Below are 14,180 nucleotides of genomic sequence, written 5' to 3' on the forward strand. Positions count from 1 at the left end.
TGGTCGTCGTCGCCGGCAAGGAATACGGCACCGGCTCGTCGCGCGACTGGGCGGCCAAGGGCACACGCCTGCTCGGCGTGCGCGCGGTCATCGCCGAATCCTTCGAGCGCATCCACCGCTCGAACCTGGTCGGCATGGGCGTGCTGCCGCTCCAGTTCACCGACGAGGACAGCCGCAGCAGCCTCGGGCTCACCGGCGAGGAGGTCTTCGACATCCTCAGCATCGAGGACGGCGTCAGGCCACGCATGGCGGTAACCTGCCGGATCCGCCGGCCCGACGGCTCCAGCCGGGAGATCGCGCTGCTGTGCCGGATCGACACCGCCGACGAGGTCGAGTACTTCCGCCACGGCGGCATCCTGCACTACGTCCTGCGCAACCTGCGCAACGGCGAGCAGGCCGCCTGATGAGGCGCGCGGGGGCGGCGGACCGCGCCGCCCCCCCGCCCCTGCTCCAAGCGCTATCCCGGACGCTATCGCCGACTCTATCGCCGACTCTGGGCGTTCATCTAGTCTTAGCCCCCTTGCGGCTAGGCTCGCTCCATCATGACCATCCTCACCGTCCGCCACCTCACGATCTACCGCTACCGCAACCCGGTCGCCTTCGGGGAGCATCACGTGATGTTCCGGCCGCGCGACAGCCACGACCTGCGCCTGCTCGACAGCGCCCTGACGGTCTCGCCCGAGGCCCGCGTCCGCTGGCGGCACGACGTCTTCTCGAACTCCATCGCCGTCGCCAGCTTCGAAGCGCCGGCCCAGGAGCTGCACTTCGAGAGCCGAATCGTGATCGACCACGTCGGCCGCGAGGACCCGGCCTTCGCCATCGAGCCCTATGCCCGGACCTATCCCTTCGCCTACTCGAGCGAGGAGATTCCCGACCTGGGCCGCACCGTCGAGCGCCACTATCCCGACCCGGACCGCCGGGTCGACGCCTGGGCCAAGGACTTCGTGCGCACCGCCGAGGGCCCGGTCGACACCCTGGACCTGCTGCTGCGCATCAACACCGCCCTCCACGACCACCTGACCTACCGTCGGCGCCACGGCCTGGGCACCCAGAGCCCGACCGAGACGCTGGACCTCGGCGGCGGCTCCTGCCGCGACTACGCGCTGTTCATGATGGAGGCGGTACGCGCGCTCGGCTTCGCCGCGCGCTTCGTCAGCGGCTACCTCTACGACCCGGCGGTCGAGAAGGCCGGCACGGTCAGCCGGACCCAGGGCGCGGGCAACACCCACGCCTGGGTCGAGGTCTACCTGCCGGGCGCCGGCTGGGTCGAGTTCGACCCGACCAACGGCCGGGCCGGCGGCAGCAACCTGATCCGCGTCGCCGTCGCCCGCGATCCCAGCCAGGCGATCCCGCTGCACGGCACATTCTACGGCGCCGCCGACTCCTTCCTGGACATGACCGTCCAGGTCGAGGTGCGCCGCGGCCAGCCCCAGGCCTCGCGGACCGCCCAGACCGCCTTCTCGCTCGCCGCAGCCGGCTAGCGGCGTGCCGGCGGGCCTGCGGGGATTCTCTCACCCGAACGTGACTCGTTCGTGTTGCCCGGCGTCCCTACCCTTCTGCCTGCCATGATCCGCCGAGCCGCCGTCCTTTCGCTGCTCCTGCTGCTCGGCCTCGCCGGGGCGGCCCTGGCGCCGGCTCAGGTCGGCAAGCAGGCCGTCGAGGCGCCGATCGTCGTCGAGCTGTTCACCAGCCAGGGCTGCAGCTCCTGCCCACCGGCCGACGCCCTGCTCGGCGAGCTGGCGATGCGCGGCGACGTCCTGGCGCTCTCGCTGCACGTCGACTATTGGGACTACATCGGCTGGAAGGACCCCTTCGCCAGCGCCGCCATGACCGAGCGCCAGCGCGCCTACGCCCGCACCCAGGGCCGGCGCATGGTCTACACCCCGCAGATGGTCGTGCAGGGCCGCGAGGAGATGGTCGGCTCGCGCCGCGCCCCGGTGCTCGCGGCGATCGCGGCCGCCGAGCGCTCGCGCCCGTCCGTCGAGGTCACGCTGGTCGGCGACGAGGCCGTCGAGATCGCCGCCGGCGAGGCGCCGCCCGACGGCGCCGTGGTCTGGCTGGTCGCCTACGACCACCACCGCACCGTCGACATCCCCGCCGGCGAGAACGCCGGCAAGCGGATCAGCTACTACAACGTCGTCCGCTCCATCGAGCGGCTCGGCCACTGGCGGGGCGAGGCGCTGTCCTTCCCGGTCGACTGCGAGTCCCTGATCGGCCCCAACCGCGGCGCCGCCGTGCTGGTCCAGGCCGGCGGCTACGGCCCGATCCTCGGCGCTACGCGCCTGCAGCCGAAGCCGGCGCGTCCCTAGGCGCCAGCGCTACCACGTCCCTCGACAAGCTCGGGACGAAGCGAACTTCAGAGCATCCTCGAGCGGCCGCTTCCTCCCGAGTCTTCGGCACTGCCCTCAGCTTCGTCCCGAGCTTGTCGAGGGGCGTGGGCGCCAGCGGTGCCCGCGCTCTGCTCCGTCCTGCCGCTGCTCCGGCAACGAGCCAAGGCGGGACCGCGCGCGCCGCCACGTCCCTCGAGAGGCTCGGGACGAAGCAAACTTCAGGGCATCCTCGAGCGGCCGCTTCCTCTCGAGTCTTCGGCACTGCCCTCAGCTTCATCTCGAGCTTGTCGAGGGGCGTGGGCGCGCCGACTCACGTCGGGGTGGCGATGCCGGCGAGCGGGTCGGGCGGGCGCTTGCCGACGCCGGGCGGCTCGCGCAGGTGGCCCGACCAGCGGTGCTCGACCCAGCGGAACAGGCCGAGGATGCCGTAGGTGACGACCAGGTAGAGCAGCCCGGCAGTGATATAGATCTCGTAGACGTCGAAGGTCTTGGAAACGAGCGTGCGGGCGACGCCGGTCAGGTCCATCAGGGTGATGATCGAGACCAGCGAGGTCGCCTGGAACAGGAAGACGACCTCGTTGGAGTAGGCCGGCAGGGCGAAGCGGAAGGCCTTGGGCAGGATGATCCGCCGGTACAGAAGGGCGCCCGACATGCCGCAGGCGCGCGCCGCCTCGACCTCGCCGTGCGGCACCGCGCGGATCGCCCCGCGCAGGATTTCGGTGGTGTAGGCGGCGGTGTTGAGGGTCAGGGTCAGCACCGCACAGAAGTAGGCGTCGCGGAACCAGGCCCAGAGACCGACCTCCATCAGCTCGAAGCGGAACTGGCCGCTGCCGTAGTAGATCAGGAAGATCTGCACCAGCAGCGGCGTGCCGCGGAAGAAGAAGACGAAGCCGTAGACCGGCATCCAGAGCAGCGGGTTGCGGCTCAGCCGCAGCATCACCAGGCCGAGCGAAGCGGCGAAGCCGATGGCCAGCGCCACCGCCGTCAGCTCGAGGGTGAGCAGCATGCCGTCGAGCATCTGCGGCAGGGACTCGACGATCACCGCGAGATCGACGGGCGCGCGCGGCAAGCGGTCGGCCAGGGCCTGGAGCGTCTCGGCGTCCACCGCCTCAGCCTCTCCGGATGCCGCGGTTGGCCCAGACCTCGGCGCGCTGCAGCACGACCTGGGAGACCAGGGTGATCAGCAGGTAGAGGCAGGCCGCCACGAAGAAGAAGGTGAAGGGCTGGCGGGTGTTGCGCGCCGCAATGTCCGACCAGCGCAGCAGCTCGGTCAGCTGGATCACGGAGATCAGCGCCGTCGCCTTGATCAGCACCAGCCAGAGGTTGCCGAGGCCGGGCAGCGCGAAGCGCCAGACCTGCGGCAGGACGATGCGCCGGAAGGCAAGCACGCGGCCCATGCCGACCGCGCGGGCGGCCTCCTGCTGGCCCTTGTCGAGGGCCAGGAAGGCGCCGCGGAAGACCTCCGTCGCGAAGGCGCCGTAGATCACGCCGATGGTCGTGACGCCGGCGATGAAGGGGTTGAAGTCGACCCGGATGTCGTGGCCGAGATAGCTGGCGAAGCTCTGGATGGCGGTCGGCGTGCCGTAGTAGACGATCAGGATCAGCAACAGCTCGGGCACGCCGCGGACCACGGTCGTATAGAAGGTGGCGACGCCGCGCGCCAGGCCCGAGCGCGACAGCTTGGCCCAGGATCCGAGCAGGCCCAGCAGGATCGCAAGGGCGAGCGCGCAAAGGCCGACGACCAGGGTCATGCCCAGCCCGCGGAGGATCTCGTCGCCCCAGCCCTGCAGCATCGCCTTCGAGCGCGCTCCGGCGGTTGGCGGCGAACCGGGCGCCGCCCTCCGCCGGCCTGCGCTCAGTCCTCGGCGCCGTAGACGTCGAAGGCGAAGTACTTGTCGTTGATCTGCTTGTAGGTGCCGTCGGAGCGGATCTGCGCGATCGCGGCGTTGAAGCCCTCGACCAGCGCCTCCTCACCCTTGCGGATCGCGATGCCGGCGCCGGCGCCGTGGAAATCCGGGTCGTCGTAGTCCGGGCCGACGTACTCGTAGTCCTCGCCGGCCTCGGTGTTGACGAAGCCCTCGAGCAGGGCGATCGAGTCCGCCATGACCAGGTCGAGGCGACCGTTGGTCAGGTCGAGGTTGGCCTCCTCCTGGGTCGCGTAGGAGACGACTTCGACGGCCGGGAACCTGGCGCGCAGGAAGTTCTCGTGGATCGTCGCCCGCTGCACCCCGACGCGCATGCCGGAGAGCATCTCGTTGGCCGCCGCCACCTCCTCGGGGATGTCCAGCTTCGCGGCCTTGGGCGCCACGAACTTGGCCGGCGTGTTGTAGTACTTGTCGGTGAAGTCGACGACCTGCTTGCGCTCGTCGGTGATCGACATCGAGGCGATGATGGCGTCGTACTTCTTGGCGAGCAGGCCCGGGATGATGCCGTCCCAGTCCTGGATGACGAACTCGCACTCGTAGTCGGCGGCGGCGCAGAGCGCCTCGGCGATCTCGATGTCGAAGCCCTGCAGCTTGCCTGTGTCGTCGATGAAGTTGAACGGTGGATAGGCCCCCTCGGTGCCGATCAGGACCTTCTTCGTCTCGGCCTGGACGGCGCTCGCCGCCGTTCCGAGCGCGGCCACGGCGGCCAGCGCGAAAACCAGCTTACGCATGCTTTGGTACTCCCTGTTCAGATGTCTCGGCTATTGTTCAGGAACTGCCGGCAGCGCTCCGACGTCGGGTTGCCGAAGACCTGGGCCGGCGGCCCCTGCTCCTCGATGCGGCCCTGGTGCAGGAACAGGACTTCGTTCGCGACCTCGCGCGCGAAGCCCATCTCGTGGGTCACGATGACCATGGTGCGGCCCTCGTCGGCGAGCTGGCGCATGACCCGCAGCACCTCGCCGACCAGCTCGGGGTCGAGCGCCGAGGTCGGCTCGTCGAACAGCATGACCTCCGGCTCCATGGCGAGCGCGCGCGCGATCGCCGCGCGCTGCTGCTGGCCGCCGGACAGGTGCGAGGGGTACTGGTCGCGCTTCTCGGCGATGCCGACCTTCTCGAGCAGGCTCATGGCCAGCTCGACGGCCTCCTTCCTGGGCCGCTTCAGCACGTGGATCGGCGCCTCGACGACGTTCTCCAGCACCGTCATGTGACTCCACAGGTTGAACTGCTGGAAAACCATGCCGAGGCGGGTGCGCAGCCGGTCGACCTGCTTCCAGTTCTCCGGGCGGCCGCCGCGTCGCGTCTCGATCATCCGGATCGTCTCGCCGCGCAGGGTGATGGTGCCGGAGTCGGGAATCTCCAGCAGGTTGATGCAGCGCAGGAAGGTGCTCTTGCCCGAGCCGGAGGAGCCGATCATCGCGATCACGTCGCCGTCGCGCGCGGTCAGGGAAACCCCCTTCAGGACCTCCAGCGGACCGAACGACTTGTGCAGCTCGTCGACGACGAGCGCTGCGGCGCCGTCTGCCATGCCCCCTTCTCGCTCCTCGACCGGCCGCCTCCCTGTCGCGCCGCCCGCCCCCGGGCGGTCTATGCGTCGCCTTCGATGACGAAGGGATGACGCAGGCACGAGCCGAACGTTAGTCGGAAGCTCAGGAAGCTGCCAAGCGAAAAGCCCGGCTCGGACTCGCCGACGCGGCAATTCCCGCAAGGATTGCGATGGACGCAACCCGGCGTGGGGAAAGATTCAATTGTCGGCGTCGTAGACGTCGAAGTCGAAGTACTTGGCATTGATCTCCTGGTAGCGGCCGTCGGCGCGAATCTGGCGGAGCGCGGCGTTGAAGGCCTCGCGCAGGGCGTCCTCGCCCTTGCGCAGGGCGATCCCGGCGCCGTGCCCGTGATACTCGGGAACCGAGATGTTGGGCCCGACGAATTCGAAGCCGGCGCCGGCCGGCGTCTTCAGGAAGCCCTCGAGCAGCACGACGGAATCGGCGAGCACCAGGTCGAGGCGGCCGCTGGCCAGGTCGAGCTGCGCCTCCTCCAGCGTCGCATAGGCCACCAGCTCGGCGTCCGGCAGCTCGGCGCCGACGAAGGCGGCATGGCTCGAGGCCCGCTGCACGCCGATGCGCAGCCCGGCCAGCGCCGCGTTCGTCGCCGCCAGCTCCTCGGGGACCTCCAGCGCCGCCTCGCGCGCCTTCACGAACTTCGCCGGGGTGTCGTAGTAGCTGTTCGTGAAGTCGACGACCTCGCGCCGCTGCTCGGTGATCGACATGGAGGCGACGATGGCGTCGTACTTCTTGGCCAGCAGCCCCGGGATCATGCCCTCCCAGTCCTGGATCACGAACGCGCAGTCGAAGCCCGCGGCGTCGCAGAGCGCGCGCGCGATCTCGATGTCGAAGCCGCGCAGCTCGCCCGCGGAGTCGATGTAGTTGAAGGGCGGATAGGCACCCTCGGTGCCGAGCAGGACCCTGGTGCCGGCCATCCCCGCACCCCTGCCCCCTGCCCCGTCGGACTGGGCAGCGGCCGGACCGGGCGCGGCCAGCCAGCCGAGCGCAGCAATAAGAATCAGAATCCTGCTCATCGTGACTCCATTCATGGACTTTCGCCCAGTTCCTGCAACGCCTGTTCGACCCGACGGCGCCAGACATCCTCGGCCGGCCGGTCGGCGAGCGCTTCCTGGGCGCGGCGCAGGGCCGCAACCGCGCGGTCCCTCTCGCCCAGCACCTGCCGGGCCTGGGCCAGGCGCAGCCACCCCTCGACGTCGCCGGGTTCCTCCTCGAGGCGTGCCGCCAGGCGCTCGACCATCGCGCGCACGAAGGCCTCGCGCTCGGCCCGGCTCATCTCGCCGGCGGCCTCGACGTCCTGCTGCGTCGGACCTGGGCCCGCCCCGGGCGCCTCGGCCCCATCCTGCGCGGGAGCGTCCGATTCGGGTGCGCCCAGCTCGGCCGCCAGCGAAGCGATCGCCTGCTCCAGCGTCGGCAGCCAGGGCGAGTCCGGCGGGCTAGCTTGGGCGAGCTGGCGCCAGACCGCCAGGGCTTCGGCGCGCCGGCCGTCCTGGAGCAGCGCCAGGCCGGCGTAGTAGCGCGCCTTCGGCTCGCCGGGGTCGGCCTCCAGGGCGCGCGCGAAGGCGGCCCGCGCCTCGGCGCCGATGCGGCCGCCCTCGGCCGCGGCCAGGGCCTCGCCCAGCGAGGCGTTCAGGCGCCCTGCCTCGCCGCCGTAGGACAGCGCGCTGCCGAAGGCCTCGGCGGCGCGGTCCGGCCGGCCGAGCTCCAGGTAGGTGCGCCCGAGCAGCTCCCAGCCGCGGGGATCCTCCGGCTCGAGCTCGAGGCGGGCGCGCAGCTGCTCTGAGAGACCGGCCATGTCCGAGACCGCCGCCTGCTGCTCCGCGAAGTCGATCGAGGGCACGTCGGGCCGGCCGAGCAGCAGGTAGACGCCGAGCGTCAGGCCCGGCACCAGCAGGCCGAGGGCGACCGGCATGAACCAGTCACGCCGCGCGGCGGCGCCGGCGGGCGCCGGCTCGCCGTCCCGCCGCCGGTCGCCATCCTGCCGCCGGTCGGCCGCGAGCAGGCGGCGCTGGATCTCGAGCCGCGCCGAGTCGGCCTCGGCGGCCTCGAGCACGCCCCGGCGCTGGTCGCGGTCGATCTCGTCCAGCTGGTCGCGGTAGATCGCCAGGTCGTAGTCGCGCCTGGCCGCGACCGCGCGGTCGCGGCGCAGCATCGGCCAGACCAGCACGGCCGTGACCGCCAGCGCGAGCAGCGCCGCGGCGATCAGGAAGCCGGGGGTCATTCGCGCGGCGCCGCGTCGTCGCCCGCGCCCGACAGCCGGGCCAGCCGGCCCCGCTCCTCTGCGGACAGCGGTCCCGCCCCCGCCCCGGCGCCGCGCCCGCCGCGCAGGTAGAGCGCGGCCCCCAGGCCGCCGAGCAGCAGCACCAGGACCGGTCCGAGCCAGAGCAGCAGGGTGTAGCTGGCGAAGGGCGGCCTCAGCAGCACGTAGTCGCCGTAGCGCGCGACCAGGAAATCCTTGACCTGCGCGTCGCTGTCGCCGGCGCTCAGGCGCTCGCGGATCAGCACCCGCATGTCCTGCGCGATGCCGGCGCCCGAGGAATCGATCGATTCGTTCTGGCAGACGACGCAGCGGATCTCGGCGGAGATGTCCCGCGCGCGCGCCTCCAGCACCGGGTCGTCGAGCCGCTCGCCCGGCAGCACCGCACAGGCGCCGCCCGATAGCAGCAGTGCCGGTAGCAGCAGTGCCGGCAGCAGCAGCGCCGCCAGCACCAGGGCGGCGAAGGAGCGGGTCGCAAGCCGCCTCATCGCGCCGCCCGCTCGAGCGCCGGGCGGATCCGGCGCTCGACCTCCGGGGCCATGATCGGGCCGACATGGCGGTAGACGACGCGGCCCTCGCGGTCGAGCACGAAAGTCTCCGGCACGCCCGAGATGCCCCACTCGATGCCGACGCGGCCGCTGAGGTCGGCGCCGATGCGCTCGTAGGGATTGCCGAGCTCGGCGAGGTAGGCCAGGGCGTCCTCGGGCTTGTCCTTGTAGTCGATGCCGACCAGGCGCACGCCCTCGTCGGCCAGCTCGGTCAGCACGCCGTGCTCGGCCCGGCAGGGCACGCACCAGGAGGCGAAGACGTTGACCAGCACCGGTCCCTCGCCGGCCAGGTCGGCGCGCGACAGGCCCGGGGTCTGCGAGCCCGGGATCGGGCCGAGCTCGAAGTCCGGCGCCGGATTGCCGATCAGCGCCGAGGGGATCTCGCTCGGATCGCGCTCCGGGTCGAGGCCCCAGAGGAAGAAGCCGGCCGCGGCCAGGAAGATGGCGAGCGGCAGCGCGCCGAGCAGGATCCGGAGGGTCATGGCGCCGCTACTCGGCCGGCTGGGCCAGGGCGCCGTCGCGCGCAGCGCGGCGCGGCGCGCCGACGCGCAGGCGGCGATCCGACAGCGACAGCAGGCCGCCCAGCATCATCACCAGCGCCCCGGCCCACATCCAGGGCACCAGCGGCTCGTGGTAGATGCGCACGATCCAGGCGCCGGACTCGCTCTCCGAGGGCTCGCCGATGACGGCGTAGAGGTCGACCAGGCCGGTCGTGTGGATCGCCGCCTCGGTGGTGTCGCGGTTGGTGACGAGGTAGAGCCGCCGCTCGGGGCGCAGGGTCGCCACCGGGCGACCGTCGCGGCTGACCGCGAAGGTCGCGGTGTTGGCGACCCAGTTCGGGCCGCGGGTCCGCTCGACGCCCTCGAGCCGGTAGTCGTAGCCGGCCAGCGATAGCGTCTCGCCCGGCCGCAGCAGCTCGACCGCCTCCTGCTTGCCCGTGCTGGCGCCGATCATGCCGGCGAGCGCGATCGCCAGGCCGAGGTGGGCGAAGGTCGCGCCGTAGGCGCTGCGCGGCAGCTGGCGCGCCCGCCGCCAGCTGTCGGCGGCCGGCGCACGGAACAGATGCACGCGCTCGGCCCATTCGGTCAGCGTGCCGGCCGCCAGCCAGACCGCCAGCCCGACCCAGAGCACCGCCAGGACGGGGGTGCCGTCGTAGAGCCAGAGCGCCGCCAGGGCGCCGACCACGGCGAGCGCGATGGCGACCTTCAGGCGGCCGAGCAGGCCGGCCAGGTCGGCCCGCTTCCAGGGCAGCAGCAGGCCGGCGCCCATGACCAGGACCAGCGGCATCATCAGCGGCACGAAGGTCAGGTTGAAGAAGGGCGGGCCGACCGAGACCCGCTCGCCGCCCAGGGCCTCGAGGAACAGCGGGTAGAGGGTGCCGATCAAGACCGTGGCGGTCGCCGTGCCGAGCAGCAGGTTGTTGAGCACCAGGCCGCCCTCGCGGCTGACCGGCGCGAACAGGCCGCCGCCCTTCATCGCCGGCGCGCGGATCGCGAAGAGCAGCAGCGAGCCGCCGATCGCGATCGCCAGCAGCAGCAGGATGTAGAGGCCGCGCGTCGGGTCGACGGCGAAGGAATGCACCGAGGTCAGCAGGCCCGAGCGGACCACGAAGGTGCCGATCAGGCTCAGCGAGAAGGTCAGGATCGCCAGCAGGATGGTCCAGGCCTTCAGGGCGTCACGCTTCTCGACGACGATCGCGGAGTGTAGCAGCGCGGTGCCGAGCAGCCAGGGCATGAAGGAGACGTTCTCGACCGGGTCCCAGAACCACCAGCCGCCCCAGCCGAGCTCGTAGTAGGCCCACCAGCTGCCGAGCGCGATGCCGCCGGTCAGGAACACCCAGGCGGCCAGCGTCCAGGGCCGCACCCAGCGCGCCCAGGCGGCGTCGACCCGGCCCTCCAGGAGCGCCGCCACGGCGAAGGCGAAGACGATCGAGAAGCCGACGTAGCCCGTGTAGAGCATCGGCGGATGGAAGGCGAGGCCGGGGTCCTGGAGCAGCGGGTTGAGATCCTGGCCGTCGGCCGGCGGCGGGAAGACACGCTCGAAGGGGTTCGAGGTCAGCAGCGTGAAGGACAGGAAGCCGAGCGAGATCCAGGCCTGCACCGAGAGCACGCGGGCGCGCAGGCTGGGCGGCAGGTTGCGCCCGAAGAGCGCGACCGCGGCGCCGAACAGCGCCAGGATCAGCACCCAGAGCACCATCGAGCCCTCGTGATTGCCCCAGGCGCCGGTGATCTTGTAGAGCAGCGGCTTGGTCGAGTGCGAGTTTTCGACGACGTTGAGCACCGTGAAGTCGCTGACCAGGTAGGCCTGGATCAGCACCAGGAAGGCGATCAGCACGCAGGCGAACTGGGCGACCGCGGCCGGCTCGCCGACCGCCATCCAGCCGGGCCGCCCGCGCGCCGCGCCGAGCAGCGGCAGGCTGCCCTGGACCAGGGCGACGACCAGGGCGAGGATCAGGGCGAAGTGGCCGAGCTCGGGGCTCATGGGACGGGGCTCATGGGGCGGGGCTCATGGGGCGGGGCTCATTGGCTCGCGTACCCGGCTTCGGGCTCGCCGCCGGCCGCCGGCCGCCACTCCCCGGACTGCTTGATCGCCTCGGCGACCTCGGGCGGCATGTAGTTCTCGTCGTGCTTGGCCAGCACCTCGACGGCGCGGAAGCTGCCGTCCGGCTGCAGGCGGCCCTGCGCCACGACGCCCTGCCCCTCGCGGAAGAGGTCCGGCAGGATGCCCTCGTAGACCACCGGGACCTCGACGGCGGTATCGGTGATCCGGAAGGCGACCCGGCTGCCCGGCCCCTTCTCGACCGACTCCTCGACGACCAGGCCGCCGATCCGCACCAGGCGCTCCGGCGGCAGCCCCGCCTCGCCGAGCTGGCTCGGCGAATAGAAGAACACCAGGTTGTCGTCGAAGGCGGCCAGGACTAGCGCCGTCGCCGCGCCGAGCGACAACAGGGCGAGCAGCAGGATGGTCAGGCGCCGGCGCTTGCGCGTCATCGCGCCACCCCGCCGTGCTCATGCTCACCCCGACGCCGCGCCCGGCCGCCGCCGGACTCCAGCCGGCTCTCGAGCGCCCGCAGGCGCCGCTCGCGGCGCCTGAGCTCGCCGCGCGAGACCAGGTACAGCCCGCCGAGCACGAGCGCGCCGAGCAGGTAGGAGGGCCAGACGTAGCCGCCGTAGCCGCCCATCGCCAGGAACTGCTCCATGCCTCAGCGCCCCTCGGTCTGCAGCCGGTGCAGGGCGCGCAGCCGTGCGTCGATCAGCTCGCTGCGCACGCGCAGGATGGCCAGCCAGAAGTAGTAGAACATGAAAGCCGCGGCCATCGCCAGCAGCGGCCAGAGCATCGCCGGGTCGATCGCCGGCGTGCCGAGGCGCGAGACGCTGGCCGGCTGGTGCAGCGTGTTCCACCAGTCGACCGAGAACTTGATGATCGGCAGGTTGACGACGCCGACCAGGGCGAGCACGGCGCTGGCCCGCTGGCCGCGCTCCGGGCTCTCGAAGGCGTTGGTCAGCGCGATCAGCCCGAGATAGAGGAAGAACAGGATCAGCACCGAGGTCAGGCGCGCGTCCCAGACCCACCAGGTGCCCCACATCGGCTTGCCCCAGAGCGCGCCGCTGGCCAGGGCCAGGAAGGTGAAGCCGGCGCCGAGCGGCGCGCTGGCCTTGGCGAACAGCCCGGCGAGCGGGTGGCGCCAGACCAGCAGCGAGGCGCTGGCCAGCGCGATGCAGGCATAGACGAAGAGCGCCATCCAGGCCGCCGGCACGTGGACGTACATGATCCGCACGCTCTCGCCCTGCTGGTAGTCGGGCGGCGAGCCGAAGAGCGCCAGGCCGAGGCCGCCGGCCAGGCACAGCAGGGTCCCCGCGGCCAGCCACGGCTGTACCGCCCCGGCGAGGCGCAGGAAGCGCGCCGGACTGGCGAAACGGTGCAACCAGGCACCGCCGGTGCTGCGGGCGATATCACTCACGCTGTCTGTTCTGTCCGCTCCGAGGGCCCCGATCAAGCGACAGGACGTCGCTGCCCGCCTTGATCTCGATCAGCCGGCCGCGCCTCACTCGGCAGTCTGCCTCAAGGCGGCGGCGCCGGAAAGCGCGGCGACCGGCAGGCTGACCAGCAACAGGGCACCGAGCAGCAGCAGGTGCGGCCGCGCGCTCATGCCGGCCAGGCTGGCGTCGACCGCGGCGACGCCGAACACCAGGACCGGCACGTAGAGCGGCATGGTCAGCAGCGGCAGCAGCACGCCGCCGCGCCGCGCGCCGAGGGTCAGGGCGGCGGCCGTCGCGCCGAGCAGGCTGAGGCTCGGGGTGCCCAGCGCCAGCGCCAGCAGCAGCACCGGCAGCGCCTCCGCCGGCAGGCCGTAGAGCAGTGCCGCGAGCGGCGTCGCCAGCAGGATCGGCAGGCCGCTGGTCAGCCAGTGCACCAGCACCTTGGCGAGCACGACCGCCTCGAGCGGCGGTGCGGCGAGCAGCAGCAGGTCGAGCGACCCGTCCTCCCAGTCGGAGAGGTACAGCCGCTCGAGCGAGAGCAGCACGGCGAGCAGCGCGGTCACCCACAGGATGCCGGGCGCGATGCGCAGCAGCAGGTTCGGCTCCGGCCCGATGCCGAAGGGAAAGAGCGCGGCGGTCAGCAGGAAGAACAGCACCGCGGTCAGCAGGTCGCCGCGCTGGCGCAGCGCCAGGCGAAGCTCGCGCCGGACCAGGGCGCCCAGGGGGGCCAGGAGGGGGGCCAGGGCGGCGGAGAGGCCGCTCACCAGCGCCACTCCCCCGGCTCCAGCGGCGCCGGCGCATGCTCGCCGAGCGCCAGGGTCTGGGGCGCCGCCAGGCCGAGCTCGACGTGGGTCGCCAGCACGACCAGGCCGCCGCCGGCGCGGTGCGCCTCGAGCGCCTCGACCAGGCTCGCCAGGGCGGCGCTGTCGAGGCCGACGCTCGGCTCGTCGAGCAGCCACAGCGGCGCCGGCGCCGCGAGCAGGCGCGCCAGCGCCAGGCGCCGGCGCTGCCCCGCCGAATAGAGCCGCACCGGCTGGCCCGCCAGCGCCTCGAGCCGGAAGGCCGCCAGCGCCGCCTCGAGCCGCCCGAGGCCCGCGCCGCGCAGGCGGCACCAGAAGGCCAGGTTCTCGCGACCGCTCAGCACCGGCTTGGCGGCGTCCTGGTGGCCCAGGAAGTGCAGCTGGCGCCGGTAGGCGGCGAGATCCTCGAAGACGGGGGTGCCGCCATAGGACAGCTGCCCGGCGTCCGGCCGCAGCAGACCGGCGAGGAGCCGCAGCAGGCTCGACTTGCCGCTGCCGTTGGCGCCCGTGAGCAGCAGCAGGCCGCCCGGATCGAGCCGGAAGCCGAGCCGCTCGAAGACCGTCCGCTCGGCGCGCCGGCAGGCCAGCGCCTCGGCCGCCAGCGGCGCCGCCCCGATCTCCCCCGCGCTCGCCCTGCCGTTCATGCCGCAAGGGGCTACAGCAGAGCGCCACCGGGTGTCGAGAGAGATGGGAGGGGTGGACCGTCGCGCGGCCGGATCGGGCCGCAAAAGGCGACCGCCGCCCGGGGGTCGGGCAGGCTCTCGAGCGCGGCGACGGTCTC

The 14,180-nt window shown here is 72.2% G+C and carries 16 protein-coding genes and 1 pseudogene; 3 read left to right on the plus strand and 14 right to left on the minus strand.

What is annotated here, in order from left to right; translation table 11 throughout:
* The 3 genes and pseudogenes from WD341_RS04925 to WD341_RS04935 form a co-directional block, all read left to right on the plus strand.
* A pseudogene (locus WD341_RS04925) lies at window positions 1-404 on the plus strand (aconitate hydratase); the annotation flags it as partial.
* Between the two features lie 138 nt (window positions 405-542).
* Window positions 543-1,481 carry a transglutaminase domain-containing protein gene (locus WD341_RS04930; protein WP_368424316.1) on the plus strand — a complete coding sequence of 313 codons (939 nt, stop codon included), beginning with the start codon at window positions 543-545 and terminating at the stop codon, window positions 1,479-1,481.
* Window positions 1,482-1,565: 84 nt separating this feature from the next.
* A complete protein-coding gene (locus WD341_RS04935; protein ID WP_368424317.1) occupies window positions 1,566-2,309 on the plus strand; it encodes a DUF1223 domain-containing protein in 744 nt (247 codons plus the stop codon).
* Window positions 2,310-2,640: 331 nt separating this feature from the next.
* Here WD341_RS04935 and WD341_RS04940 read toward each other — a convergent pair whose 3' ends face one another.
* The 14 genes from WD341_RS04940 to ccmA form a co-directional block, all read right to left on the minus strand.
* Entirely contained in the window at window positions 2,641-3,435 is a 795-nt protein-coding gene (locus WD341_RS04940) for an ABC transporter permease (protein ID WP_368424318.1), read from the minus strand.
* Window positions 3,436-3,439: 4 nt separating this feature from the next.
* Entirely contained in the window at window positions 3,440-4,123 is a 684-nt protein-coding gene (locus WD341_RS04945) for an ABC transporter permease (RefSeq protein WP_368424319.1), read from the minus strand.
* 62 nt (window positions 4,124-4,185) lie between these two features.
* Window positions 4,186-4,986, minus strand: a complete 801-nt coding sequence (locus tag WD341_RS04950; RefSeq protein WP_368424320.1) for a transporter substrate-binding domain-containing protein — start codon at window positions 4,984-4,986, stop codon at window positions 4,186-4,188.
* 17 nt (window positions 4,987-5,003) lie between these two features.
* The gene (locus tag WD341_RS04955) at window positions 5,004-5,780 is read right to left on the minus strand and encodes an ABC transporter ATP-binding protein (RefSeq protein WP_368424321.1); all 777 of its coding nucleotides are present in this window, start codon (window positions 5,778-5,780) and stop codon (window positions 5,004-5,006) included.
* Between the two features lie 216 nt (window positions 5,781-5,996).
* Complete coding sequence (locus WD341_RS04960; RefSeq protein ID WP_368424322.1) at window positions 5,997-6,731, minus strand: transporter substrate-binding domain-containing protein; 735 nt, start codon at window positions 6,729-6,731, stop codon at window positions 5,997-5,999.
* Between the two features lie 110 nt (window positions 6,732-6,841).
* Window positions 6,842-8,035: a c-type cytochrome biogenesis protein CcmI gene (gene ccmI, locus WD341_RS04965; RefSeq protein WP_368424323.1), complete on the minus strand. Its 1,194-nt coding sequence runs from the start codon at window positions 8,033-8,035 to the stop codon at window positions 6,842-6,844.
* Entirely contained in the window at window positions 8,032-8,559 is a 528-nt protein-coding gene (locus WD341_RS04970; RefSeq protein WP_368424324.1) for a cytochrome c-type biogenesis protein, read from the minus strand. The genes ccmI and WD341_RS04970 overlap by 4 nt, the downstream gene beginning before the upstream one ends.
* Window positions 8,556-9,101, minus strand: a complete 546-nt coding sequence (locus WD341_RS04975) for a DsbE family thiol:disulfide interchange protein (RefSeq protein WP_368424325.1) — start codon at window positions 9,099-9,101, stop codon at window positions 8,556-8,558. The genes WD341_RS04970 and WD341_RS04975 overlap by 4 nt, the downstream gene beginning before the upstream one ends.
* 7 nt (window positions 9,102-9,108) lie before the next feature.
* On the minus strand, window positions 9,109-11,100 hold the full coding sequence (locus WD341_RS04980) for a heme lyase CcmF/NrfE family subunit (protein ID WP_368424326.1): 1,992 nt from the start codon (window positions 11,098-11,100) through the stop codon (window positions 9,109-9,111).
* A gap of 38 nt (window positions 11,101-11,138) precedes the next feature.
* Window positions 11,139-11,609 (minus strand): cytochrome c maturation protein CcmE, encoded by a 471-nt coding sequence (gene ccmE, locus WD341_RS04985; protein ID WP_368424327.1) that lies wholly within the window; start codon window positions 11,607-11,609, stop codon window positions 11,139-11,141.
* Window positions 11,606-11,818 (minus strand): heme exporter protein CcmD, encoded by a 213-nt coding sequence (gene ccmD / locus WD341_RS04990; protein WP_368424328.1) that lies wholly within the window; start codon window positions 11,816-11,818, stop codon window positions 11,606-11,608. Before ccmD ends, ccmE begins: the two co-directional genes overlap by 4 nt.
* 3 nt (window positions 11,819-11,821) lie before the next feature.
* Complete coding sequence (locus WD341_RS04995) at window positions 11,822-12,544, minus strand: heme ABC transporter permease (RefSeq protein ID WP_368424366.1); 723 nt, start codon at window positions 12,542-12,544, stop codon at window positions 11,822-11,824.
* Window positions 12,545-12,664: 120 nt separating this feature from the next.
* A complete protein-coding gene (ccmB, locus tag WD341_RS05000) occupies window positions 12,665-13,363 on the minus strand; it encodes a heme exporter protein CcmB (protein ID WP_368424329.1) in 699 nt (232 codons plus the stop codon).
* Window positions 13,360-14,043 carry a heme ABC exporter ATP-binding protein CcmA gene (gene ccmA, locus WD341_RS05005; RefSeq protein WP_368424330.1) on the minus strand — a complete coding sequence of 228 codons (684 nt, stop codon included), beginning with the start codon at window positions 14,041-14,043 and terminating at the stop codon, window positions 13,360-13,362. The genes ccmB and ccmA overlap by 4 nt, the downstream gene beginning before the upstream one ends.
* Window positions 14,044-14,180: the final 137 nt, after the last annotated feature.

The organism is Tistlia sp., assembly GCF_040905785.1.
GTDB lineage: Bacteria > Pseudomonadota > Alphaproteobacteria > Kiloniellales > DSM-21159 > Tistlia.